Origin of the sequence: Pseudomonas sp. 8209 (genome assembly GCF_028682105.1) — a bacterium.
Taxonomy (GTDB): Bacteria; Pseudomonadota; Gammaproteobacteria; order Pseudomonadales; family Pseudomonadaceae; genus Aquipseudomonas; species Aquipseudomonas palmensis.
In genome coordinates, this window is the sequence record NZ_JANIAH010000014.1 from 140539 (window position 1) to 164163 (window position 23625).

Below are 23625 nucleotides of genomic sequence, written 5' to 3' on the forward strand. Positions count from 1 at the left end.
TGCGCCGTGATGGGGTCAGCCCAGTACAGGGCGGAAGAAACTGCGCTCGTAGCTGATGATGCACCGGGTGTCTTCGGCGTACTTGAACGCGGCGATGCACTCGGCGTCGGTTTTCGACTGTTCGCGGTAACGTTCGTACGCTGCCAGGCTCGGGAACGAGAACATCGCCAGGGCGACGTTGTTGGCGCCTTCGCTGGGCAGGAAGTAGCCATGGTGCTGGCCGCCGAATTTCTCCACCAGCGGTATCCACATGCGCCCGTAGGCTTCGAACTCTTGCAGCTTGTAGGCATCGACGATGTAGCGCAGGTAGCAGGTAACCATTGCAGCACTCCATGAAAGGGACCGGCAGCGAGCCTAGTGGGCGTCACGGGCGGGCGTCAATACGCGACAGGTGCAGCGAGCATCAGCGCTCGCACCGTTGAACCCGCGTGCAGCCCTTCAGCGGGTCGGTGCCGCCGGCGCCTGTTCGATGTGGCGCAGATGGCTTGAAGGCACCCAGCCGGCCTGCGCGTCGCGCGGCCTTGTGCACCAGGACCAGCCGTTGAGCGACCTCACGCAGAGCACTTCATCGCCAATGTCCACGTCCAGCTCCCTGGCGGTGTAGTCCTCGCGCGCGCGGCCTGCCTGCTCGCCCAGCCTTTCGATCACCTGCGCCGGCACCCAGCCACCCTGCTGGCCGGGCGTGGTGCAGAAGTACCAGTTGTCCCATCCTTCATCGCCCTGGTACACATCCCCCACCTCCAGCACGGCCCCCTTGGCAAAGGTGATGGGCTGAGGGAATTCGCTGCGGTGCGCTTTAATCACGCGGTATTGCATGTGTCTTCTCCTTGGTGAACTGAAGCCGGTGCCCACCCAGCGGCGCGGCTGTGCGAAAATAGCGCCTTTGTTATCAACAGGTTGGAGATGTACGGTTTGGTTACACACTATTCGGCGAACGGCGCCAATGCCGCCTGCGGGCGTACCAGTCAGACCCTCAACAGCACTCAGGCAGCGGATCAGGTGTCGTGCAAGTCCTGCCTGCGCTCGCTGGCAGCCCCCGACTCCGCAGCCGTGGCCGCCAAGGCCAAGACCCCTTCGCTGGCCGAACTGCGCAAGCAGCGCCAGCAACAGGCCGCGCCGGCGCCGGTGCCCGCGTTCAGCGTCAAGGCCAGCTGGCAGGCCCGCCTGAGCAGCCAGGCCGACCGTTGCCGCCTGCCACGCGGTGCGCGCAAGCAGATCTGCGTGTGACCCCCGGGCAGGCCGGCTTGCTGTGGCAAGTCGGCCTGCCCGCCCTTGCCCTGCAACGGATAATCGAGCGGTTTTCATAACCCCGCGCCACCACCGCTTGCGCGCCTGACGACTTCAGGCCAGTGGCTGGATCACGTCGACCCACTGCGCGTTGACCAGGGTGGCCAGGCGCTCGGGCTCGATGCGCACCGCCGCATTGACCGCACCGCCGGCGGGGAAGACCACCTCGAAGTCCTTCAGCGACTCGTCGCAGTACACCCGCAGCGGCTGGCTCAGGCCGAAGGGGCACACGCCGCCGATGGGGTGGCCGGTGTGCTGCTCGACCTGCTCGGCCTCGAGCATGCGTGCCTTGACGCCGAACTGCTGCTTGTACTTGCGGTTGCACAGGCGCGCATCGCCGCGTACCACCAGCACGATCACCTCCTCGCCCACGCGCAGCGAGAGCGACTTGGCGATCTGCCCCGGCTCGACCGCCAGCGCCTCGGCGGCCAGGGCGACGGTGGCGGTGCTGGACGCCAGTTCCAGCACCTGCAGGTCGGGTGAATGGTGGGAGAAAAACGCTTTGACTGACTGCAGACTCATCTTCGCTTGATCCTCTGAAAAAACAGCCCTGGCGGGATACCGTTGCGTACCCTACCAGCTTGGGCAGGCAAAAAACTCAGTCGCCCAACGCGACGCCCTCGCGACGTGGGTCGGCACCGGCCGACCAGCCCTGCCCATCACGCACGATGACCTGCGTGCCGCTGGTCATCTCGATGGGCGATACCGCATGCCCGCGGGCCTTGAGCTGCTCGATCAGGGCGGGGCCGATCAGCCCGGCCTCCACTTCGGTGCCGACGTTGCGGCTGCCGAAGTTGGGCAGGTCGACGGCCTGCTGCGGGTCGAGGTTCCAGTCCAGCAAGCCGATCAGCGCCTTGTTCACGTACTCGATGATCTGCGAGCCGCCGGGCGAGCCGAGGGCGGCCACCAGCTGGCCGCTGGCCTGGTCGAACACCAGGGTCGGCGCCATCGAGGAGCGCGGCCGCTTGCCCGGTGCGATGCGGTTGGCCACCGGCTTGCCGTTCTCCTCGGGGATGAACGAAAAGTCGGTCATCTGGTTGTTGAGCAGAAAGCCCTTGACCAGCACATGAGAGCCGAACGCCGCCTCGACCGAGGTGGTCATCGACAGCGCGCCGCCCTGATCGTCCACCGCGACGATCTGCGAGGTGGAAATGCGCAACGGCGAGCGGTCAGGCGCCCATGCCAGGGGCATGCCGGGCGGCACACCGGCAGTGGCGACGCCCATGCTCCGGTCACCGATCAGCGTGGCGCGTTGGGCCAGGTACGCCTTGCTGGTGAGCCCTGGCACATTGACCGGCACCTGGTCGCCGTCGGCCAGGTACAGGGCGCGGTCGGCATAGGCCAGGCGCTCGGCTTCGGCAATCAGGTGCACGGCCTGCGCGGAGGGTTGCATGACGCCCCCGGGGCGAGCTTTTTCGGGTGCCATCGCGGCCAGGTCCAGTGCCGGTTTCTGGCGCTGCAGCGCCTCCAGGATGCCCAGCGTCTGCAGTACCGCGACGCCACCGGACGACGGTGGCGGCATGCCGCAGACCGTCCACTGCTTGTACGGCCCGCATACCGGCGCGCGCACCTTGGCCCGATAGCCTGCAATGTCGCTCAGCGACAACGTGCCGGGGTTACTGTGGGTATTGACCTGCTGCACCATCGCCTCGGCGATGGGCCCGTGGTAGAAGGCGTCCGGGCCCTGGTTGGCGATGGCCTCCAGGGTTTGCGCCAGCTCGGGGTTCTTCAGCAGCGTGCCCACGGGCAAGGGCTGGCCCTGGGGCGTGAGCAGGTAACGGGCCAGTGCAGGCGACTGCGGTATCGAGGTGGAGGCGGCAATCAGGGCGTGCAGCCGCGCAGACACGGGGAAGCCGTCGCGGGCCAAATCGATGGCCGGCTGGAACAGCGCGCGCCAGGGCAGCTTGCCGTGTTGCTGGTGCGCCATCTCCAGGGCCCTGAGCACACCGGGCACGCCCACCGAGCGACCGCCGATCTGGGCGTCCTTGAATCCCATCGGCGTACCGTCCGGCTTCAGGAACAGGCGGCTGTCGGCCCCATGGGGCGCCGTCTCCCGCCCATCGAACGCCTGCACCTGCTTGCCATCCCAGTACAGGATGAAGGCGCCGCCGCCGATGCCGCTGGACTGCGGCTCCACCAGGGTCAACACCGCCTGCATGGCAATGGCGGCATCGATCGCAGACCCGCCCTTGCGCAACATCGCCTGGCCGGCGGCGCTTGCCAGGGGGTTGGCTGCCGCGGCCATATGGTGCTGTGCCTGTACCGGGGCCATGCCTGTGCGGTAGCCCGAGGCGATTTCCGGGGCGGCGGGCAAGGCGGTGCTGGATGGCGCAGGCGGGGTTGCGCTGGTGCAGGCGCCGAGCAGCAACGCTGCCATCGAGAAGCCGAGGGCGTGCATCAGGTGTTTGCGGGTGGTTGGGTAACCGGTCAAGACCAACTCCATTGAGCGTTTGGGGAACGCGGGCAATGGTAGCGTGATTGACGCGAGTAGACCCGGCACTCACCGCGCCTTGTGCGGCGAATCCAATGCGCGTGCCCTGATTCTCGACGCGTAGGGTGCAGATTGATTAAGCTTCCCGCTTTAACGTTTCAGTTTGTTTCAAGGATTCAGATGACCATTCAGCAAGCGCCGCCACTCGCCTATTCCAGAGCCACCGTCGGCAAGATGGAAGCCGCCATGGCCCTGGGAAGTTTTGCCATCGGTACCGGCGAGTTCGCGATCATGGGGCTGATGCCCGACATTGCCAGCAACCTGCACCTGAGCGAGCCCCAGGTGGGCCATGCCATCAGCGCCTATGCCCTGGGCGTGATGGTGGGTGCGCCGGCCCTGGCGATTCTGGGCGCCAAGCTGCTGCGCAAGCACATGCTGCTGTTGCTGATGGCGCTGTATGCGCTCGGCAACCTGGCCACGGCCTTGGCGCCCTCCTTCGCCGGGCTGGTGGCGTTTCGCTTTATCAGCGGCCTGCCCCACGGCGCCTACTTCGGCATCGCGGCGGTGGTGGCCTCGAGCATGGTGGCCACCGACCAGCGCGCGGGCGCGGTGGCACGGGTGATGATGGGGCTCACCCTGGCGATGCTGCTGGGCAACCCGGTGGCGACCTTCCTGGGGCAGTTCTTCGGCTGGCGTGCGGCGTTCGTGCTGGTGGGCGCGATTGCGCTGTGCACCATCGGGCTGGTGTGGCGCTACGTGCCGCAGCGTCACGATGAAGTGCGCAGCGACCCGCGCAAGGAGCTCCAGGCGTTTCGCCTGCCGCAGGTGTGGATGGCGCTGGCCATCGCCTCGATCGGTTTTGCCGGCATGTTCTGCGTGTTCAGTTACCTGGCGCCGACCATGCTGCAGGTGACCAAGGTGTCGCCACAGTGGATTCCATTCGGGCTGGCGGCGTTCGGGGTGGGCGGCATCATCGGCAACATCGCGGGCGGCAAGCTGTTCGACCGCCTGCAGTTTCGCGCGGTGGGGTTGGTGCTGGTATGGTCGATTCTCGTGCTGAGCCTGTTCCCCTTCGCGGCCAGTTCGCCGTGGGGCGTGCTGCTGGGCTGCGGGCTGGTCGGCACCATGATCGCACTGGCCGCCCCCTTGCAGATTCGCCTGATGGACATTGCACATGAAGCGCCGAGCCTGGCGGCGGCATCGAACCATGCGGCGTTCAACCTGGCCAATGCGCTGGGGCCATGGTTTGGCGGCATGGCGATTACCGCGGGGTTCGGCTGGACCAGTACCGGCTACATTGGCGCGGCGACTGCGCTGGTGGGGTTGGGGATCTACCTGGTGGCGCGGCGGATGAAGGGCGGGCACTGAGGGCCTGCCAGGTTTTGCCAAAGGAAAGAAACCAACGTGAACCAGCTTTCAATCGCCAGCTTCAAATCGAAGTACAGCCAGGGCTTCTACTCGACCTTCGCCATCGATGGCGCGCCGCTGGAAGTCTGGCTGCCAACACGAGACCCCGCTGCACAGCTTCATCTGGTGGCAGCGCATGCCGGCCTCTACGGCGAAGACGATAATGAACTGGTGTGGGACCGCAGCTACTCCACTGCCCCTGGGTGGACCACCCTGGTGCCGCTGCTGGTGTGCTCCGATGACCTGGACCTGAGTTGCACGGTCATCGTCGTGGAGCAACACGCCCATGAGGATCACATACACTGGCGGCGCTTCGGCCTGCTGCACGAGGTGATCACCCTGGAGCAGCCCCGCGTCAGCTGGTTCGAGGCCGCGTGCACCGCCACCTTCGAACGCGCCGAATTCCACCACACACTGGATGAATTTCGCCGGCTGGAAGGCGTGGTGATGGCCTGGGACTAGGGTCTGTATGAAAAGTCTTGAGACGAAGGTCAGGCTGTTTTCAACGCAGCATCATCGAGTATCAAGGCTTTTCGTACAGAGCCTAGGCCGCTATCGAAGCCTGGACTGTTCGCATGCAGCCTTGAGGCGCTGCATGGCATCGGGCGCCATGGGCGCGGTCATCATGGCGTGATAGTTCATGCATTCCCGGGTTTGCTGCTCAGCCGTGGGAGCGCCGCTGGAGGTACAGCCGGCGAGGATGAACAGCGCAAGGGCCGTGATCAGTGGTTTCATTTATATATCCGCAACAAGTGACGCCATGGCCTCCAGCGCCTTGAGGCCTCAATGGTCACCATGGCCTGCGCGCATCTTGAAAAAGCGAACCTGCCGCTTATTGGTCAAGGCGGAAAATAATAATCACAAGCCCTGCAGATGAGCATCATGAGGGTGGCTAACGTTCCCATGAAATCAATTCAATTTAACTCGTTCGATGCCCGGACATAAAATACGCCCCAATTAAGGAACACTTCAAGACGCCCGAGCAAAAAAACCTACAACGAATCAAACTTGCCGAAGAGGGCAAATGTAGATTCGGTTTTTATCTCGGACCATCAGGGCACCCGATTAAAATGAGCACAGCATTTACATTCTCGATCAAGCGTATTCGTTTCGACGAACATTATCGCCCCGCTGAAAACACCCGCACGACCACCAACTTCGCAAACCTGGCGAGGGGGCAGCGTCGCCAGGAGAACCTGCGCAACACCCTGACGATGATCGACAATCGTTTCAATGCCCTGGCGCACTGGGACAACCCGAAAGGCGACCGCTACAACGTCGAACTTGAAATCATTTCCGTGGAAATGAACATGGATGTCGAGCACAGGGACACCGCCCTGCCGCTGATTGAAATATTGCAGACCACCATTGTGGATCGCAAAACAAGCGAACGCATCGAGGGCATCGTAGGCAACAACTTCTCCTCGTACGTGCGCGATTATGACTTCAGCGTGCTGTTGCTGGGGCACAACAAGAACCAGCAGGGGTTCAGTACGCCGGATGATTTCGGCGAGCTGCACGGCAAGCTGTTCAAGCATTTCGTGAACTCGAGCACTTATAAGGAACACTTCAAAAAACCACCGGTCATCTGCCTGAGTGTTTCCAGCAGCAAGACTTATCAGCGCACCGAAAACCAGCACCCGGTATTGGGCACCGAATACCAGCAGGACGAATATTCCCTGACCGATGAGTACTTCCGGAAGATGGGCCTGAAGGTTCGCTACTTCATGCCTGCCAACAGCGTGGCACCGCTGGCGTTCTACTTTGCTGGGGACTTGCTTGGGGATTACACCAACCTTGAACTGATCAGCACCATCAGCACGATGGATACCTTCCAGAAGATCTATCGCCCTGAAATCTACAACGCGAATTCAGCAGCAGGTCGATCCTATCAGCCGAGCTTGAATCACCAGGATTACTCGTTGACCCGCATTGTCTACGATCGAGAAGAGCGCAGTCAGTTGGCCATCGAACAGGGCAGGTTTGTCGAAGAGCACTTCATCAAGCCCTACCAGACCGTGCTTGAGCAATGGTCCGCCCAATACGCGCTTTGATCATTCAGAACATACAAGGTCATCTATCGTGAAAAAACTGCTACCCACCTCCACTGCTGGCAGCCTGCCCAAACCGTCCTGGCTTGCACAACCCGAGACGCTCTGGTCGCCCTGGAAGCTGCACGGCGAGGAGCTGCTCGAAGGCAAGCAGGACGCCTTGCGCCTGGCCCTGCAGGAACAGCAACACGCAGGCATTGATATCGTCAGCGACGGCGAACAGACCCGCCAGCATTTCGTTACCACCTTTATCGAGCACCTGAGCGGAGTGGATTTCGAGAAGCGCGAAACCGTCAGAATTCGTGACCGCTATGACGCAAGCGTGCCGACCGTTGTGGGCGCTGTTGCCAGGCAGAAACCGGTGTTTGTCGAAGATGCCAGGTTTCTGCGCCAGCAGACGAGCCAGCCCATCAAATGGGCCCTGCCCGGCCCCATGACCATGATCGACACGCTGTATGACAGCCACTACAAAAGCCGGGAAAAGCTGGCTTGGGAATTTGCCAAGATCCTCAATCAGGAAGCCCGAGAGCTGGAGGCGGCGGGCGTGGACATCATCCAGTTCGACGAGCCTGCCTTCAACGTGTTCTTCGACGAGGTGAATGACTGGGGCGTGGCCACACTGGAACGGGCGATCGAAGGGCTCAAATGTGAAACGGCCGTGCATATTTGCTACGGCTACGGCATCAAGGCCAATACCGACTGGAAAAAGACGCTGGGCTCGGAGTGGCGCCAATATGAGGAGGCCTTCCCCAAGCTGCAGAAATCCGGCATCGATATCATCTCGCTGGAGTGCCACAACTCCCATGTCCCGATGGACCTGATCGAGCTGATTCGCGGCAAGAAAGTGATGGTGGGGGCCATCGATGTGGCGAACCACGCCATCGAAACACCCGAGGAAGTGGCCAACACCCTGCGCAAAGCGCTGCAGTTCGTGGACGCCGACAAGCTCTACCCGTGCACCAACTGCGGCATGGCCCCTCTGCCCCGCGAGGTGGCACGCGGCAAGCTGAACGCCTTGAGCGCCGGCGCGGACATCGTGCGCAGAGAGCTCTTGAACCGATAAGGGTGCAGGAGGGGTTGCAGCGCTGATCGAGCGGCTTGCCCCCTCCCCACCGCCTTTGGATCCGCCCCTTCAGCCAGGACCTACCATGTCACGTTCCAGTACTGCCATCGAGCCATTGCGCTTTCGCGAAGCGCTCGGGCACTACGCATCCGGTATCACGGTGATCACGTCGCAGATCGAGGAGGAGCCGGTCGGCTTTACCTGCCAGTCGTTCTATAGCGTGTCGATGAGCCCGCCGCTGGTGTCGTTCAGCGTGATGGCCGGTTCGGCCAGCTACCCCAGGATCCGCCAGGCAGGCCGCTTCGCGGTCAACATCCTGTCCGGTGAACAGGTCGGGATCTCCAACCAGTTCGCCCGACGAGGTACCGACAAGTGGCAGGGCGTGCAATGGCAGGCATCGCCACTGGGCAACCCGATCATTGCCGGCAGCCTGCACTGGCTCGATTGCGAGATCCACGCCGAACACGTCGCCGGTGATCACCTGATCGTGATTGGCGAAGTGAAGGCGCTGAACCTGCAGCAAACTGCTGCCACACAGCCCTTGCTGTACTTCAAGGGGCAATACTGCAACCTCGCCGCCCACGGCGCAGGCTGACGAACAAGGGGCCTGGCCTTCTCAACAAGCCCCTTGCATCGCGGTATCGACCGCTTCCACAAGCATCTGCGCATGCTCTTCGGTAAACGCCAGCAGCGGACGGATTTTGAGCACGTTCTGGTGCGGACCAGCGGCGCTGATCAGCACGCCCTGCTCGCGCATCGCGTTGACCACCTGGCGGGCCTGCCTGGCTGCGGGTGCCCTGGTGGCGCGGTCGGTGACCAGCTCAACCCCAAGGAACATGCCGGCCCCCCTGACGTCGCCGATCAGTTCATGGCGCTGGGCAAGCCGTGTCAGGCCGTCCAGCAGGTAGCTGCCAATGTGATGGGCCCTCTGCTGCAGGTGTTCTTCACGGATGACGTCCAGCACCGCCTGACCTGCCGCGCACGAGACCGGGTTGCCGCCAAAGGTATTGAAGTAGCGCATGCTCCTGCCGAAGTGATCGACCACCTGGGAGCGCCCGACGATGCCGGCAATGGGTTGGCCATTGCCCATGGGCTTGCCGAGGGTGACGAGGTCCGGGCGCACGTTGTGCCTGGTAAACCCCCACATGTTAAGGCCGGTACGCGCAAAACCCGGCTGTACCTCATCGGCGATGTACAGCAGGCCTTCGGCCTGGGCCAGCGCCACACCCTCGGCGATACAGCCCGCCGGCCCGGGCAGCACGCCGTCGCTGGAGAAGATGCCATCCAGCAGGATTGCCGCCGGGCGGATGCCGTGCGCCTTGAGGTCATCGATTGCGGCGCGCACGTCTGCGGCGAAAATCGACGCCACGTTTTCGGCCCCCAGACGGTAAGCGTCAGGTGCGCGAACGGTGCGCACATGCGCCGGGAGCACCATGGCGCTGCCAAGCGATGGTGAAAGCTCGGCGATGTCTGCGGTGACGCCGTGGTAGGCGAACCGGGTGATGATGACGCCGGTGCCACCGGTGCAGTGCCTGGCGATGCGCAGCGCCAGATCATTCGCCTCGCTCCCGGAGCAGGTGAACATGACGCGATCCAGGTCATCGGTGAAGGTACCGAGCAACTGCTCGGCATAGTCGAGAATGCCCTCCTGCAGGTAACGGGTGTGCGTGTTCAGCACCTGCGACTGCCGATGCATCGCCTCGACCACCCGGGGATGGCAGTGACCGATGGAGGCAACGTTGTTGTAGGCGTCCAGGTAACGACGGCCCTGCTCGTCGAAGAGCCATACGCCCTCCCCTCGAACAGTGTGCAGCGGTCGCTCGTAGAACAGACGGTATGCCGGGCCCAGTAGCCGCTCGCGGCGCTCGATCAGGCGTCGCTGCGATGCCGAAAGCCGGGTGGCGTCGGCTGACGTGAAGCCGTTGATCATGCTCATGCTCGATTTGCTCGCAGGCAGGCCGAAGCAATTCGGTCCTCTGTTTCAGCGCGAGACAGCGCCGACAGTGCCTTCAGGCTTGCCCAGGCACGCTGGGTGTTTCGAAGGATGTACTGGCGATTGTCCGGATGCAGTTCGGCGCGCCAGGAGTTGATGCACAGGGCCAACGCCAGGCGCGTGGCCAGCAGCTCGGGCAGCAGCGCCAGCTCCTGCTGGTTCAGGGGGTTGCACTGGTGGTAGCCGACAATCACATCCAGGGCCGGCTCCAGTACATCGCCTACCTGCCCAAGGTGGTAGGAAGCGGCAACCGCGACCTCGTTGACCAGGGGCGCATGCACCATGTCACCGAAATCGAGGATGCTGCGCAGCACATCGGGGTTGTGGGCATCCACGATGATGTTGTGCGGGTTGGTGTCATTGTGAATGACCTGCTTGCGCAGCCCGGGGATGCTTGGCACCACCGCCGACGCGTACTGCTCGAGGCTGCGCTGCACCAGGCTTCGTCCGGGACCGGGTTCGATGTGCACCAGCAGCGGTCGAAGGTGCGCGGCGTGCTGCATGTCCCACAGCAGCGCATGCCCGGCGGCGGGGTGGGCAAACCCTTGCAGCGCCACGTCAAGCCGGGCGATGGACTGCCCGATGACCCGGCGAAACGTCGGTGTGGGGTGACTCACGCAGTGAAGGGGCATGCCATCTTCGAAGGACAGCAGCCGCGCCAGCATGCGCTGCCCGTCGATCTCGACGAAGGTGGCGTACTGGCCCTCAAGCGAGGGGTGCACGCGCTGAACCGCAAGCCCGGGATCGCGAAGCTCGATTCTTCGCATCGCCTGGTTGTGGAAGTCGACCACATCGGGGTTTTCAAGCGGGTGGGAGAGCTTGAACAACCGGGATGAGCCGCCTTCGAGCATCACGCGGAAATTGAGGTCGCGCTCGCCGCCCAGTTTTTCGAGCGTGCCGCTCAAACCAAATTGCTGGCGCAGCACTGCACACGCCTGCGCATCGGTGACCCGTGCCGGAGCAGCTTCGAGCAGGCTGTCATCGACAGCCAGATTTTCAAGGGGCATGACTCGCATCCTTATACGGCCTTTGAATGGCGCCCCCGGTTTCAGGGGCGCCATGCATCACTTGTTGACCCAGGCGTTGAAGCGTTCCTCCAGGTCCTCACCGTGGTCGATCCAGAACTCGGCGTCGGTGGCACGGGCGTTTTTCAGGTTTTGCGGGGCGGTGGGCAGTTTTTCGCCCACGCGCTTGTCCAGCAGGTCCATCGCGCCGGTGTTGCTGGGCCCGTAGGGGATGGCCTCGACGAAGTTCTTCTGTTGCATGGGCTCGCTGGCGAACGCGATGAAGCGCTCGGCCAATTCCTTTTTCGGCGCCCCTTTCACGATGGCCCAGTGATCGAGGTCGTAGAGGCTGCCATTCCATTGCATCGCGAACGATTGGCCTTCCTCCTGGGCAGAGGTGACACGGCCGTTGTAGGCGGAGGTCATGACCACGTCACCGGCGATCAGCCATTGCAGCGGCTGCGCGCCGGAGTCCCACCACTGGATGCTGGACTTGATTTCATCGAGCTTCTTGAACGCACGTTTGACACCCTCTTCAGTACCCAGCAGCGTGTAGAGGTCCTTGTTGTCTACCCCATCGGCCAGCAGCGCGAACTCCAGCGTGAACTTCGCGCCGCGGCGCAGGCCGCGCTTGCCGGGGTACTTCTTCAGGTCCCAGAAGTCGGCCCAGCCTTGCGGGCTGGAGGCGAGCTTCTTGGGGTCGTAGGTCAGCACGGTGGACCAGATGAAGATGCCGACACCACAGTCGCTGACGGCCGCAGGAATGAAGTCTTCCTTGTTGCCTATCCGGCTCCAGTCCAGCGGTTCGAACACCCCTTCGCTGCAACCACGGATGAGCTCGGGCGATTCGACCTCCACCACATCCCAGCTGGTTTTGCCGGTGTCGGCCATCACCTTGATCTTGGCCATTTCGCCGTTGTAGTCGTCGGCGGTGATGGCCACGCCGGTCTGGGCGGTGAAGGGTTTGTAGAACGCCTTCTCCTGCGCCTGGCGGTTGTTGCCGCCGAAGGACACCACGGTCAGCTTTTCAGCGGCATACAGCGGGCTTGCGATGGTTGCGAGCAAAAGTACAGCTGCGATTTTCTTATTCATGCGTCTCTCCAGGTCAGCTACGGGTCGTGGGCAGCTTTAAAGGGATGGCAGTTTTCTTGTAGTGGCAGCAATCGATCGAACGTGACGCTTCCCCGGTGGGGACGGGACGCATTAAAACACATAATAAATATGATGCATCATATTTTACGCTACACTTGCCCTCACCAATGAACAGGGAACCCGCCATGACCGATCAACGTACGCTGCTTCTCACCGGTGCCAGCCGGGGCATCGGCCACGCCACCGTGAAACATTTCAGTGCTGCGGGTTGGCGCGTGTTTACCGCCTCGAGGCAGGACCTGGGCGAAGGCTGCCCCTGGGCCGAAGGCATCGCCAACCACATTCACCTCGACCTGGGGAGCGTGGAGGACATACAGCGCAGGCTTCCGGAAATCCGGGAAAAACTCGGGGGGCGGCTGGATGCGTTGGTCAACAACGCCGGCGTTTCACCCAAAGGCCCGGATGGGGAGCGACTGGGGGTGCTGGAGTCCGACTACTCGACCTGGCTGAACGTGTTCAACGTGAACATCTTCTCGACGGCCCTGCTGGCACGGGGGTTGTTCGAGGAGCTCAAGGCGGCGAAAGGCTCGGTGATCAACGTCACCTCCATTGCCGGTTCGCGGGTGCACCCGTTCGCAGGGGTGGCCTATGCCTGCTCCAAAGCGGCGCTGTCGGCGCTGACTCGCGAGATGGCGCACGACTTCGGGCCCTATGGGGTTCGGGTGAACGCGATCGCCCCGGGGGAGATCGACACCTCCATCCTGTCCGCTGGCACCGAGCTGATCGTGGAGCGATCGATCCCGATGAAACGCATGGGCAAACCCGAGGAGGTCGCGGCGTTGGTGCATTTTCTCTGCACGCAGGGCGCTTCGTACGTCAATGGCGCAGAAATCCATGTAAACGGTGGGCAACATGTTTGAGTTACTCGATAATCGCTGCCGGTAGCCTCCCCTCTCCCGCCGGGCCTGCGCCGCACACGAGTACGCGATGAATTATCCGATTGAGCACCTGAAACACTCCTACCTTGGCAGCGGTATCTATGGCCTGCTGCGCGAAGCCCTGATTACAGGGCGCTTCCAGCCTAACGACCGGCTGCGCATACGCGACCTTGCCGAACAGCTGGGTACGAGTGTCACACCAGTGCGGGACGCGATTCTTCAACTGGCAAAGGAGCAGGCGCTGGTTCTGAAGACACCGCGGGACATTCGTGTGCCGGTACTGACTTCCAAGCAGTACCTGGAGATCAGGAGCATCCGGCTCTCGCTCGAGGGGTTGGCGGCCGAAACAGCTGCATCGCTGGCGACCGAGGAGCAAGTGGCGCGGCTGCAAACCTGCATTCAGAACAACCTGGTGGCGATCAAGGACAATGACTTGAGGTCCGCGCTGACCTTCAACCACGAGTTTCACTTCAGGTTGGCGGAAATCGCCGATATGCCGGTGCTGGTCAGCCTGCTGGATGGGTTGTGGATGCGTACCGGGCCGCTGATTGCCCGGGCCTACGGCGGGTTCAACGAGCGCATGGCGATTGATCATCACTGGGATGTGCTGGAGGCGTTGAAGCAGCGCGATGGTGCGGCGGCTCGCCTGGCGATCTGCAGTGACATTCTGGATGGGAGCCAGAAGATGCTGGAGTATGTTCAGATGGAGCATGACTGAAGGGGCGTGGTGCTGGCGATAACTCGGCATGCGACAGGCCGCATGCTGCAAGTGGCGCCGCTGGCGTTCTGAAACCGATTCTCACCCCTGTTCCGGCGTCCTGCCGACCGAAAAAATCCCCCTCCCCGTGCAATTCGTCGCCTCGGCTCGCCGTGCTCGCCCGACTGGATTACTGTATATGCAAACAGTATCCATATGGTGGCGGAAATGACCCAAGACATTGAAGACCTTGACGGCTTCGGAGCGCCCACTGAGCTGGAGATGTGGAAGCACCAGGTGGTGCTCATTACGAATGAGGCCGAATACCTGACCCGAGAGCTGGGCAAGGCGCGCAGGAACATTGCCAAGCTTGTGGCGATGAACCAGGGGCTGACGAAGGACCTGCACGACCTGCAACTGAAATCGACAGGGCGGGTGTTCCCCACGAGCTGCGCACTCAGTGGCAGCCCGGCACAGGAAATCGCGGAACTTCATAAAAACTCATAAGGCGTGTCGTCACCGTAAAACTTAGTGGGAAAGGCAGGAAACTTACACGGTGCACGACCCCATTAAAGTGAGAGCGAAACTTTTTTTGAACAAGAAATAAATTGTAACAATGACCTGTTGAAATATTTTAAATACCAGGAACCCAACCTTTATTGACCAAAAAATGTGAAGCCGTGCGTTTTTATAGCTGGATGGAAACCCAGTTCAATAAAACCTCACCCGATGGTAACGTATGCTTTCGCATTGCTCAGAATAATAAAAAACATGAGCAAACTTGTTGGTTGAATAAAGGATTAACGAATGACTATCGAGCGAGAGATTTTCTCGGCCCTTATCGCGCAGAACGCATTTCAAGGTGAAAAGCCGAGCGTACAAAGCTACGCCCAGCTAGCCGTAGACAAGGGTTTCAGAGCGCTTACGTCAAGGCAGCAGGCGGTGGTGAGCCCCTTCCTGAAGAAACAATGCGAGGGGATGAGAAAACCAAACGAAAAACACAACAACTGCCAAAACACGATAGCCGGTCGTGATTTGGTTGCAGCGCTTGAAAAAGCAGAAAGTTACAAGGGATGGCGCTGCGAAAGCTGCCGGAGTGCATCTTAAAAACCAGACAGCACCGCAAAAAGAGTAGCCCTCCAGAAAAGCTGTAAAGTAAAAAACACTACTGCACTCGCTACTCCTGACTGTTATTGCAGCAGGCCGCCATGGCCTGCTCGCAAGTTTTTCTTTTTAGGCCCTGATCAGCCCACCCGCCAATCGTCGTTCACTCGCCACGCACCTGAGCGCCTTGAAAAAATAGTGCACGAAACAGCCCGATTCTTTTGCGCGGCTAATTTTTTCAGAGAGAAAAATAGTGCCTGTCTACCAGGCAGCACTACTGGTTGTGCGCCGGGTCATCGCTTACAGTGAGGCCAGCATCCTCGACAGCGATGTTCGGTGCGGGCGGGCTGGCACTCGTAGCCAGACCAATTAGCGGGCCTACCAAGAGCTGGCGAGTGCTTCAATGACGACGCTGCCCGTCAGAGCATCAACGCTTCCGGTGCAGTTCGGGTGACCAGGCGCTGCTCAGGACGATAACCCCGAAGATCACCAGGTACAGCCAGTATTGGCTCGGGTACGAGAAAGAGCCCACTTGGGCGACCACAAACACGCCGCCACCAACAACTAACCGCTGCCGACGCGTGAACCTTTGCCTGAGCGCCACCAGCTTGCTTCTCCACCCCATTGCCACGCTCCCTGTTTGTGTAGTGGTCAACTAATCCCGGACACTGCGTTAAGTTTTTCTTCAACCACGGCGGGCGCTAGTCCGCCGTTGAATTGGTGTGGCCGTTGCCAGTTGTAGCGCTGCATCAAAAACCGACCAATATCCTGCTGTGCCAGGGAAGCACTCATGTATCCCACTGTTGGCACCCATTCTGTTTTCAAACTGCGAACCAACCGCTCCATCGGCGCGTTGTCGTGGCAGTTTCCCCGTCGACTCCTGCTCTGTTTGAACCGATAACGCCACAGCCACTGACGGAAGCTTCGGCTGCCGTATTGGCTGCCTTGGTTGCTGTGAAACAGCACGCTCTGTGGCCGACCACGCAGTTCATAGGCCATGTCCAATGCCTTGATCACCAGGTCGGCATCGGGCTTCGCTGAAAATGCCCAGCCCACCACGCGGCGGGCGAATAGATCGATGACGGCAGCCAAATAGTACCAGCGACCTTGAGCCCAGACATAAGTGATGTCACCGCACCAAACTTCGTTTGGTGCCGGTACGGTGAACGCTCGATCTAGCACGTTCGGGATATCTGGTCGCTCGACCGTCGCTTTTTTGTAGGCATGTGAACCGGGTTGCTTACTGATTAGCTTCATTTCGCTCATCAGCTTACGCACCTTGAAGCGCCCAATTTCTATGCCGTCCTCCCGCATCATGAACATGATGCTTCGGCTGCCCGCCGCGCTGCGGCTTTGGGTGAACAGTTCGTTCACTCGACTGCGTAAAACCAGCCGCTCAACGTCGGGAATTCGACGTTTTCGGCAGTGCGCGTAGTAGCAAGATCGGGTGACTTCAAATACCGAGCACAACAGATCAACAGGCTCTTCAGAGCGGAGCTGATCGATTAACGCGAACGCTCGTGTTCCTCGGCCATCAAGAGCGCGGTGGCCTTTTTTAGGATCGATTTTTCCCGTTCCAGCCGATTGATTCGGGCTTCTAATGCCTGGATTTTTTGCTGCTCGGGCGTCAGCGCCTTGCTGGTCGGAGTGACACCGCCTCGCTCTTACTGGAGCTGGTTGACCCATCGACGCAGGGCCGACTCCACCAAGCCGAGCGAACGGGCTGCTTCGATGTGGCTGTAGCCTTGGTCGAGCACCAGGCAGGCAGCTTCGCGTTTGAACTCAGGGGTAAAGGTACGGCGTTGCTTGGTCATCGGACACCTCTCTGTAGCGAGCATTCTCGCCTAAATGGGTGTCCGGAATCATTAGACCACTACAAACCTTCTTCACATGATGTTTGGAATGAACAAGCCAGAAGAGAAATTCAATATAGTAAGTTATGAGGATCATACAGATTTCCCCACAACGCTAAGGCGAGCAGCAGCGTCGCCATGCCAAGCAGACCTGGTGCCAGGAAGCGTAAAGCCACTCGCTGCAGAATCTGACGCAGACTTAGATCGGCCCCTGAAGCCCGCAGCATTCCCCTGATAGACCAGCCATACTCAGCAGCACCAACAGCCAAAGGGGCACATCGGCGAGCGCCTGATGCTCAGTGTTTATCTGTAGTCCTCAAATAGGTTCGGCCTCCATGACACTGTCATCCGCCTGATGCAAAGAGCCAGGTAAGGGGCCGAAAACGAAAAAGCACCGCACGATGGCTGGACTTGTATATGGGCACAAAAAAAACCCGGCTAGTTTGGCCGGGCTCTTGAAGGCGTCGCGATGCGTTCGCAGCAACACACGTTGCAATAGAAACAGGTTTATTCCGCGCGGAAAAGCTTTTCTTCAATCACTCGCCGCCGCCACCCTGAATGAACCCACATAAACATGTGTCTATTCACCAGACCGCTTACCCTAGCTCCCTTTTCAGGTGATTGAAGTCTTTGTTCGCAGCTTTATGCCCCTTCATATCTTCTACAAACTCCGGACTAAAGTTCGCGTTTATAAGAAACTCTTCAACCGATTCGCTGTTCTGGAAAGCATCATAAAGCCTTATCAAACCGACTCCTTTCGGCGAGTTATCTAAGAAATATTCGATCATTGGATGCTGTTCAAAAATTTTAAGCGATTTTTCTTTCAGAGCTTTATTTGAAGTGCTAATGATCTGTTCAAAATCATCTGGCTGAAGCTTAGACATGATTGATTCCGTGTAACTCTTAAGCACAGAACTCAAGTCTTTCAATCCAGACACTTGAACGGATAGTTCCTCAAGGTCATTATCTCGCTTTTTGCCAGCCAATAAATCCGCAAAAAGCCCAGCCCACTGATCCCTCAGCCAACTTGAAATATCATCAAAATTTTCAAAATCGCGCACTAAGTTATTTCGCTTTTGCGCGTACACCTCATCAACCAACTTAAATATGCTTACATTATCCACATGAGCGTACTTTATTGATTCGTTCGTACGGTTTTTTTTGTAGGTATGGTATTCCGAGTGCACATTTTTCTCTATAAAAATGTAGATCGGAATATCATTTTCCCTTGCAGTTTCATATTCTTTTTTTGTAACTGAATTATAAAAATCCAAACCAGAATCTATATCCGCATCTGATGCTGGACTACCATACCGCCCGCCTATAATTAGAACAAGTATGTTACAGCTCTTTATTTCATCATAGCAGGACACATCCAGTGGAGAGTCATGATGAAAAGGTATGTCACCTTGCTCATAGAGAACAGACTCATACCCTAAGTCCTGGATAAATATCTCTAAGCTATTACGAATATGCTTTAAGTCATAATAAGTTGATGAAACAAAAACCCTTGGCCTTGCCATGACATTCCATTCACTGACGAAGAATATTTGTGTGGAACGGAAGGACACCCCATCCGACTTAACCACCCTGAGCGCAATCGGAAGCACGCTATCAAAACGCCACCTGTTTGTCGATACTCCATACTTCGTCTCCATTAAGCTTTAAAAAATCCAAGCGAGAGGTCATTAACCACAAGACCTTGACTTTCGGAACCCTTGCCCTGCCTGCACCTGAAGGAAATCATGCAACATCCCGCATGCCTGTAACAGCCCAATCAATCCAAGCCGCCCCCGCTCTTACTAGCTCTCTTGCTTTCCCCTCACTCAGACCGTAGTGCTTGCCAACTCGCACCATCGGCCACTTGGCACCGAAGTACAATCAAATAACGTCCCGCATCTGCTGATCGCGAGCCGCAAGCCGGGCTACTGCACTGTCGATGACAAGTGCCCATTCATCGGTTATGCAATAGTTCTTGCTCACCGATGGCTGCGGTAATGCTTGCCGCATCAGCGCAAAGGTCGGCGAAGTGTAAATAGGCAGACCTGCCCCATCCATACGCCACCACCCCCATTACTCCAGCAGGTACTCGGTATCTCCAAATGGTCGGCCTGCCGGCTTACGAATCATCATGTTTTCAATCCCCTGTGTAATTTGTGCTGCCCGCCCCCAGGCGGTTCGATTCTTGGTATTGCTGCTGCGGGCCGACTACTCTGATCGGCCCTTTCAGCGCTTCAATTTGTCTCTGGGCATGCTGCAATTTGAAACTCAACTGCGTCACCAACTCCTCGAGCGGAAGCACCAACCTAGAACCCTCAACAACCCAACCTGAGCCATTGCAATCAGTGCAGACCAGCTCAAAGAAGACCCCTTTTGCAACCGCCCTACCCCTGCAGACCGAGCACTGAACGAGGTCCAGGCGCAGCCTTTTAAAGCCATGGTCCATGCCCTTTTTCACGTTCTGCATTCTCCCCTGTAACAAATTCGCCGATTGGGCTGCGCGCCTTGCGTACCTTGGGCTGCAGCGCGTTGTGAGGAATTGCGGATTGCACGCCCGTCAACCCGAGATATGGGATGCGGTCTATGAATGTGCTGTGCCTGAATTACGGGACACGATGGATTTGGCTTACTTGACGGGCCAGCGCCCGGCCGACGTACTTTCCATGAGGGCAGCGGACTGCATAGAGGGACACCTGCAAGTTTCACAGGATAAAACAGCAAAGAAACTGCGGATTGAACTCAGCTCCAGCAACCAGGCCAACAATTTAGGCTTGCTCGTGGAGAGGCTAATGAAGCAACGCAAAGAGCGTGGTGTTCGAAATCCTTATCTGATCACCACTGAGGACGGCCGCAACGTAACTGCTTCTATGCTGAGACTTCGCTTCGATGATGCCAGGAAATCTGCTATTGGGCATGCACTCAAAGCCCAGGATGAGCTTTTGGCACAGCAGATTCGTAAGTTCCAATTCCGTGATATTCGCCCAAAGGTGGCAAGCGAAATTGGTGATTTGACGCATGCCAGCCGGTTACTTGGCCATACTGACAAGAGGATAACCCTTACTGTATATCGCCGCGCAGGAGAAATAGTAAAGCCAACCCGCTGAAAAACCAAAACTGTAAATAACCCCAAAAAAACCCACAACACCGCCCAGAAACTTTCGCGAAAGACTCAAGGCATCAGGACTCACATATAATGTATAGGCCACGCCAACAAAAAAAACCACGACTGACAGATGATTTATGAAATTCAATCTTTTAATCGCCCTATCAATCAACCCAAGCAGCTTTCTTTTCGTTTCCTCCGCACTAACCCTAACCGCATCCTCGTTCTTTATAACTTCGTATCGCTTAAGCGAGCGCTGCACTTGTTCTCTTAGCGCGCAGTAAGCTTCACAATGAATATTATTAGCAACGAACGTCAAAAGAGAAACACTTAACAAGCCAGCACAAACAAATAGCAAGGGAAGCAGCTCTGGATTCCTTATCAAAGCCCCTACTGCAATTAAAGCCCCTGGTATAGCGAAAGCCTTGGACTGGCTAGAAGAAATCGAGTCATTGATTTTAGAAATATAGTCCGTCGACTTTTCCTCAATCTCAGAAAGAAGCTTATTTACAGAAAACTTATGCAAGTACACATCATAATTTTCTTGATACTTTTTTCTAAGCCTTCCTCCCTGCTTAAGTAGCCATGCAATCGAGGATCCGGCGTGATGTTCCTCCAAGAGTTCTGCAAGCGAAGCTCTCAGAACATCACGCCGTTCCTTTTGATGTCCGTCAGAGATAGCAATCATATCGGCCAAATGGGTTACATCTTTATCCTCACCCAGCCCCTTAAACCCTTCCTTAACTTGTTCTAACTCTATCCCCCTTGGATTTACTTCATACATTTTTGCACCTTTCTCGGTGCTGATGAAGTACAGAAGTGTCGAATCAGATCCGTCACCGCCCCCTCGATCTTTCAAAGAAAAAAGCAGGGACCTCCACTCAAGGTAATACGCTATAGATCCAATATCTGAGTTGGCCGGTTCTTGACCATTGAACGCCTGACTATCTAGAATATAAAACTTTTCAGGCATACCCTTTCGAAGTACATGCTGCCAGAAATCAAGCATGGTCGGAAAAAAAGGATTCTGCACTGGCCACGAGTCAACGCTCAAATTTAGCGATAAATAACAATTTCCGATAGCCCCCTCTACTCTGCAGTCATCCTCATATCCAAGGCTACGCACCGCTTCGTAGAGAGCGTCCAATTTGTCTCGATCTGAGTATACTTCTAGATACCCATTTTCAATTTCAAATTTGGCCTGCTTGAGCAGGCCAGCTACTTGTTGCATCTTAGCTCTCTTTTTCCCCAATCGCCGCACGAATATTATCACGATCTTCAGGGGATAACGGGATCATAATGTATGTCAAATTCTCATCAACTGTTACCGGCTTGTCTCCACCCGAATAACCTATCGACTTGGACTTAACAGAAACCGAATAATTATTTTGAAAATCCTTAATTTGGATCGACACCCCCTTATTCAAAGAGTACCTAGTAGCTTCAAATACAGAGTTTACCTGATAGCCGTTTTCATTAGCATACTCGGAAAACTGCCCAACCGCCTTGTGACCATCTGGCAACTGTTTATCAATGATATGCTGGATATCGACAAGCGCAACCTGCTTGCCTATATTCCTTTCAATATGCTCATAAACTTTTTCTGTGATTTTCTCTTGAACCCCAATTTTCAAGGAGTTATAAGATGAGAACTGCTTAATAGCCTCAAAAAGATTAGCAACACTTTGCTTGTTAGAGACCGCACTATCACAGCCCAACGCAGACTTGAAGAACTCTGACTTAGACCTACCTTCGATAAAATGAAGATAAGCAGCCCCTGTTTTTTCCGGATAAATAGCTGAGAACAATGTCAAATCAAACATTGCCGCCTGCCTCAACGCATCGGTATCTATGGGCTGCAGTCTTTTAGGCTCCAAACTCTCCTCGTCAAATTCAAACGCGCCTTTCTTGTCAACCATTACAACCATCAACCGGCCATGATCTTCCTCATCACCAGGAGTTTTGTAATGAATAAAAACAAGATTACCACCAGATAGTGACGCCCGCTCAGCCTCATTCGCAAAGCTTACGAGGAGCCTCATTTCTGCCTGTGCCAAATCATGAAATGGCAGGTCAGAGTCTATATATTTCTGCAAGTTCTGTGGCGTTTGATTGGAGGGCAAGCCGGAAAAATAACTATGGAACTTATTCTTCTTCCTGAACTTTTTCTCAATCTGCTCTATAAAATCAATGGCAGCTTTGTTTTTTAAATTCCAAACAGCCCCCATCAAATACTTAAATGGCTTCCGTTGAAGCTCTGGATCCTTCTCCAAAGATGCTGTTATGGCAGCAACCACTTCAATAGTTGGTACATTAACAGAGTTTTCGCTCTCAACGAGCTCCGGGATATTGGCATTGGTTGATGCGGAAAACGTATTCAATCAGATAGCCCCATGCGCAATGCTGTCCGACTCGGGCTGCGCTTAAGACACAACCCTGCCGCACAAGCTCGAAGTATTGACATGGAAACCAGAAACCAACTCTGTGCCGCTGACGTCCATGTCGTCTCCGACCTATATACACCTCAGATGCGTAATGGCCAAGAGGCATTACGGACGAGACTAGCACTGTATGGACATACAGTCAAAGGCGCGGCATGCAGGACTGCCCGAACCGTGACTTGCGGAAATAGAAGACAAAAATGCGGAAATCAAGGAACGGGGACTAGCTAAAAATTGGACCCCCAAAAACGCAAAAAGCCCTGACTAATCAGGGCTTTGAAGATGGCGGAAGCGTAGAGATTCGAACCCTTCTCTAAGGAGAGCCCCCTTATACGGGTGGTTCGCTCTTTTCACTGCTCACCTTGAAAACAAGCTTAACCCAATAAAACCGGGCCTTTCAAGCTTTTTCATTTTCTCGCCCAGAAAGACGCAACTAGTTGCAGCTTAGGGTGTTGCATCTTACCGAACGGCTAAACGCTTGACTGCGCCCCTCGGCATTAACGGAGCGCGAGATGATGGTCTTGGCTGGACATCTGGACATCTGCCCATCAGGTCATCACCTCGTTGCCAGCCCAATCGCGCACCTCTCAAAGGAAACGCTCCTAATCTATTCTCAGTAGCGTTCCATCGCGATAAGACGTACTGCTCTCGGCTGCTACACCCAGTTGGTTGAGGCCGCGATCCATTAAGTGTGGACTCCATCGGGGTTAAACCACCAACCCGGCTACCCCTCCCCCACCCCAGACAACAGGGAGAGATGTCTTGTCACGGCTTTCTTATAGATCCTCCCCTCCTCAGCCGAGGATCCCACTCTCAGGGCACTCATTGGGGCTGCCATGGGCTGAAATCAAGCTAGGCTCTGTACGAAATCCCGAGAAACCTAATCGGCGTCCCTCGGAAGCTGATTTTTTGTAAGGTTTCCAACCATCTACGGAAAGGAATCCTGTGATGGCAAAGCGTTACGAACTTTCGGATGAGGCTTGGGCTGTGGTTGCTGATCTCTTCACCGAAACCCATGGCCGGGGGCGGCCCCGCCTGAGCGACCGCCTGATGCTCGATGGCGTGCTCTGGGTGCTCCGCTCAGGTGCTGCGTGGCGAGATATGCCGGAGCGCTTTGGCCCGTGGTCAACGGTGTATCAACGGTTTCGGGTTTGGCGAAAA

Annotated in this window: 24 protein-coding genes and 2 pseudogenes; 12 read left to right on the forward strand and 14 right to left on the reverse strand. The window is 57.3% G+C overall.

The window, feature by feature from the left end; translation table 11 throughout:
• Window positions 1–15: 15 nt before the first annotated feature.
• Window positions 16–321, reverse strand: a complete 306-nt coding sequence (locus NP552_RS25150; RefSeq protein WP_043861047.1) for an NIPSNAP family protein — start codon at window positions 319–321, stop codon at window positions 16–18.
• A 117-nt stretch (window positions 322–438) separates the two neighbouring features.
• Window positions 439–816: an SH3 domain-containing protein gene (locus NP552_RS25155; RefSeq protein ID WP_274097275.1), complete on the reverse strand. Its 378-nt coding sequence runs from the start codon at window positions 814–816 to the stop codon at window positions 439–441.
• Window positions 817–912: 96 nt separating this feature from the next.
• Between NP552_RS25155 and NP552_RS25160 the strand changes: the two genes are divergently transcribed.
• The gene (locus tag NP552_RS25160; protein WP_043861086.1) at window positions 913–1227 is read left to right on the forward strand and encodes a hypothetical protein; all 315 of its coding nucleotides are present in this window, start codon (window positions 913–915) and stop codon (window positions 1225–1227) included.
• A 114-nt stretch (window positions 1228–1341) separates the two neighbouring features.
• Here the strand turns inward: NP552_RS25160 and NP552_RS25165 are convergent, their stop codons facing one another.
• Window positions 1342–1809: a YbaK/EbsC family protein gene (locus NP552_RS25165; protein WP_043861044.1), complete on the reverse strand. Its 468-nt coding sequence runs from the start codon at window positions 1807–1809 to the stop codon at window positions 1342–1344.
• Window positions 1810–1885: 76 nt separating this feature from the next.
• Complete coding sequence (ggt, locus tag NP552_RS25170; protein ID WP_274097288.1) at window positions 1886–3664, reverse strand: gamma-glutamyltransferase; 1779 nt, start codon at window positions 3662–3664, stop codon at window positions 1886–1888.
• A gap of 234 nt (window positions 3665–3898) precedes the next feature.
• On the opposite strand from ggt, the gene NP552_RS25175 reads away from it, so the two are divergent.
• Window positions 3899–5086 carry an MFS transporter gene (locus NP552_RS25175; RefSeq protein ID WP_274097276.1) on the forward strand — a complete coding sequence of 396 codons (1188 nt, stop codon included), beginning with the start codon at window positions 3899–3901 and terminating at the stop codon, window positions 5084–5086.
• Between the two features lie 36 nt (window positions 5087–5122).
• Window positions 5123–5587, forward strand: coding sequence for a hypothetical protein (locus tag NP552_RS25180; RefSeq protein ID WP_274097277.1), 465 nt, complete (start codon window positions 5123–5125; stop codon window positions 5585–5587).
• Window positions 5588–5677: 90 nt separating this feature from the next.
• Here NP552_RS25180 and NP552_RS25185 read toward each other — a convergent pair whose 3' ends face one another.
• The gene (locus tag NP552_RS25185; protein WP_054916126.1) at window positions 5678–5860 is read right to left on the reverse strand and encodes a hypothetical protein; all 183 of its coding nucleotides are present in this window, start codon (window positions 5858–5860) and stop codon (window positions 5678–5680) included.
• Window positions 5861–6195: 335 nt separating this feature from the next.
• Here NP552_RS25185 and NP552_RS25190 point away from each other — a divergent pair, with 335 nt between their 5' ends.
• From NP552_RS25190 to NP552_RS25200, 3 genes are all read left to right on the forward strand, one after another.
• Window positions 6196–7179 carry a DUF1852 domain-containing protein gene (locus tag NP552_RS25190; RefSeq protein ID WP_274097278.1) on the forward strand — a complete coding sequence of 328 codons (984 nt, stop codon included), beginning with the start codon at window positions 6196–6198 and terminating at the stop codon, window positions 7177–7179.
• A 28-nt stretch (window positions 7180–7207) separates the two neighbouring features.
• Window positions 7208–8239, forward strand: a complete 1032-nt coding sequence (locus NP552_RS25195; RefSeq protein ID WP_043861040.1) for a methionine synthase — start codon at window positions 7208–7210, stop codon at window positions 8237–8239.
• Between the two features lie 85 nt (window positions 8240–8324).
• Window positions 8325–8834 (forward strand): flavin reductase family protein, encoded by a 510-nt coding sequence (locus NP552_RS25200; RefSeq protein ID WP_054916127.1) that lies wholly within the window; start codon window positions 8325–8327, stop codon window positions 8832–8834.
• 21 nt (window positions 8835–8855) lie between these two features.
• On the opposite strand, the gene NP552_RS25205 is transcribed toward NP552_RS25200, so the two are convergent.
• Genes NP552_RS25205 through NP552_RS25215 form a run of 3 tightly spaced genes read right to left on the reverse strand, consistent with a single transcriptional unit; the run spans window position 8856 to window position 12328 of the window.
• Window positions 8856–10175, reverse strand: a complete 1320-nt coding sequence (locus tag NP552_RS25205) for an aspartate aminotransferase family protein (protein ID WP_274097279.1) — start codon at window positions 10173–10175, stop codon at window positions 8856–8858.
• The gene (locus tag NP552_RS25210) at window positions 10172–11239 is read right to left on the reverse strand and encodes a phosphotransferase (RefSeq protein WP_274097280.1); all 1068 of its coding nucleotides are present in this window, start codon (window positions 11237–11239) and stop codon (window positions 10172–10174) included. The genes NP552_RS25205 and NP552_RS25210 overlap by 4 nt, the downstream gene beginning before the upstream one ends.
• A 57-nt stretch (window positions 11240–11296) precedes the next feature.
• Window positions 11297–12328: an ABC transporter substrate-binding protein gene (locus NP552_RS25215; RefSeq protein WP_054916130.1), complete on the reverse strand. Its 1032-nt coding sequence runs from the start codon at window positions 12326–12328 to the stop codon at window positions 11297–11299.
• Between the two features lie 185 nt (window positions 12329–12513).
• Here NP552_RS25215 and NP552_RS25220 point away from each other — a divergent pair, with 185 nt between their 5' ends.
• The 4 genes from NP552_RS25220 (at window position 12514) to NP552_RS25235 (ending at window position 15070) form a co-directional block, all read left to right on the forward strand.
• Window positions 12514–13248, forward strand: coding sequence for an SDR family NAD(P)-dependent oxidoreductase (locus tag NP552_RS25220; protein WP_043861035.1), 735 nt, complete (start codon window positions 12514–12516; stop codon window positions 13246–13248).
• Between the two features lie 67 nt (window positions 13249–13315).
• Window positions 13316–13984, forward strand: coding sequence for a GntR family transcriptional regulator (locus tag NP552_RS25225; RefSeq protein ID WP_043861034.1), 669 nt, complete (start codon window positions 13316–13318; stop codon window positions 13982–13984).
• Window positions 13985–14191: 207 nt separating this feature from the next.
• Entirely contained in the window at window positions 14192–14470 is a 279-nt protein-coding gene (locus NP552_RS25230; RefSeq protein WP_152644101.1) for a hypothetical protein, read from the forward strand.
• Between the two features lie 300 nt (window positions 14471–14770).
• On the forward strand, window positions 14771–15070 hold the full coding sequence (locus NP552_RS25235) for a hypothetical protein (RefSeq protein WP_043861032.1): 300 nt from the start codon (window positions 14771–14773) through the stop codon (window positions 15068–15070).
• Between the two features lie 648 nt (window positions 15071–15718).
• Here NP552_RS25235 and NP552_RS25240 read toward each other — a convergent pair.
• The 4 genes and pseudogenes from NP552_RS25240 to NP552_RS25255 form a co-directional block, all read right to left on the reverse strand.
• Window positions 15719–16881 (reverse strand): annotated as a pseudogene (locus NP552_RS25240) (IS3 family transposase).
• Between the two features lie 635 nt (window positions 16882–17516).
• Window positions 17517–18578, reverse strand: a complete 1062-nt coding sequence (locus NP552_RS25245) for a DUF4062 domain-containing protein (protein ID WP_274097281.1) — start codon at window positions 18576–18578, stop codon at window positions 17517–17519.
• An 85-nt stretch (window positions 18579–18663) separates the two neighbouring features.
• Window positions 18664–19053: pseudogene (locus NP552_RS25250) on the reverse strand (antiterminator Q family protein).
• A gap of 4 nt (window positions 19054–19057) precedes the next feature.
• The gene (locus NP552_RS25255; RefSeq protein ID WP_274097282.1) at window positions 19058–19387 is read right to left on the reverse strand and encodes a hypothetical protein; all 330 of its coding nucleotides are present in this window, start codon (window positions 19385–19387) and stop codon (window positions 19058–19060) included.
• A gap of 79 nt (window positions 19388–19466) precedes the next feature.
• Between NP552_RS25255 and NP552_RS25260 the strand changes: the two genes are divergently transcribed.
• The gene (locus tag NP552_RS25260) at window positions 19467–20024 is read left to right on the forward strand and encodes a tyrosine-type recombinase/integrase (RefSeq protein ID WP_274097283.1); all 558 of its coding nucleotides are present in this window, start codon (window positions 19467–19469) and stop codon (window positions 20022–20024) included.
• Here the strand turns inward: NP552_RS25260 and NP552_RS25265 are convergent.
• Both NP552_RS25265 and NP552_RS25270 read right to left on the reverse strand, forming a co-directional pair.
• Window positions 19947–21254 carry a hypothetical protein gene (locus tag NP552_RS25265; RefSeq protein ID WP_274097284.1) on the reverse strand — a complete coding sequence of 436 codons (1308 nt, stop codon included), beginning with the start codon at window positions 21252–21254 and terminating at the stop codon, window positions 19947–19949. The genes NP552_RS25260 and NP552_RS25265 overlap by 78 nt on opposite strands.
• A 1-nt stretch (window position 21255) precedes the next feature.
• Window positions 21256–22404 (reverse strand): nucleoid-associated protein, encoded by a 1149-nt coding sequence (locus NP552_RS25270; RefSeq protein WP_274097285.1) that lies wholly within the window; start codon window positions 22402–22404, stop codon window positions 21256–21258.
• A 1008-nt stretch (window positions 22405–23412) separates the two neighbouring features.
• Between NP552_RS25270 and NP552_RS25275 the strand changes: the two genes are divergently transcribed.
• Window positions 23413–23625, forward strand: a 213-nt coding sequence (locus NP552_RS25275; protein ID WP_274097286.1) for a transposase, incomplete at its 3' end; no start/stop codon positions are given.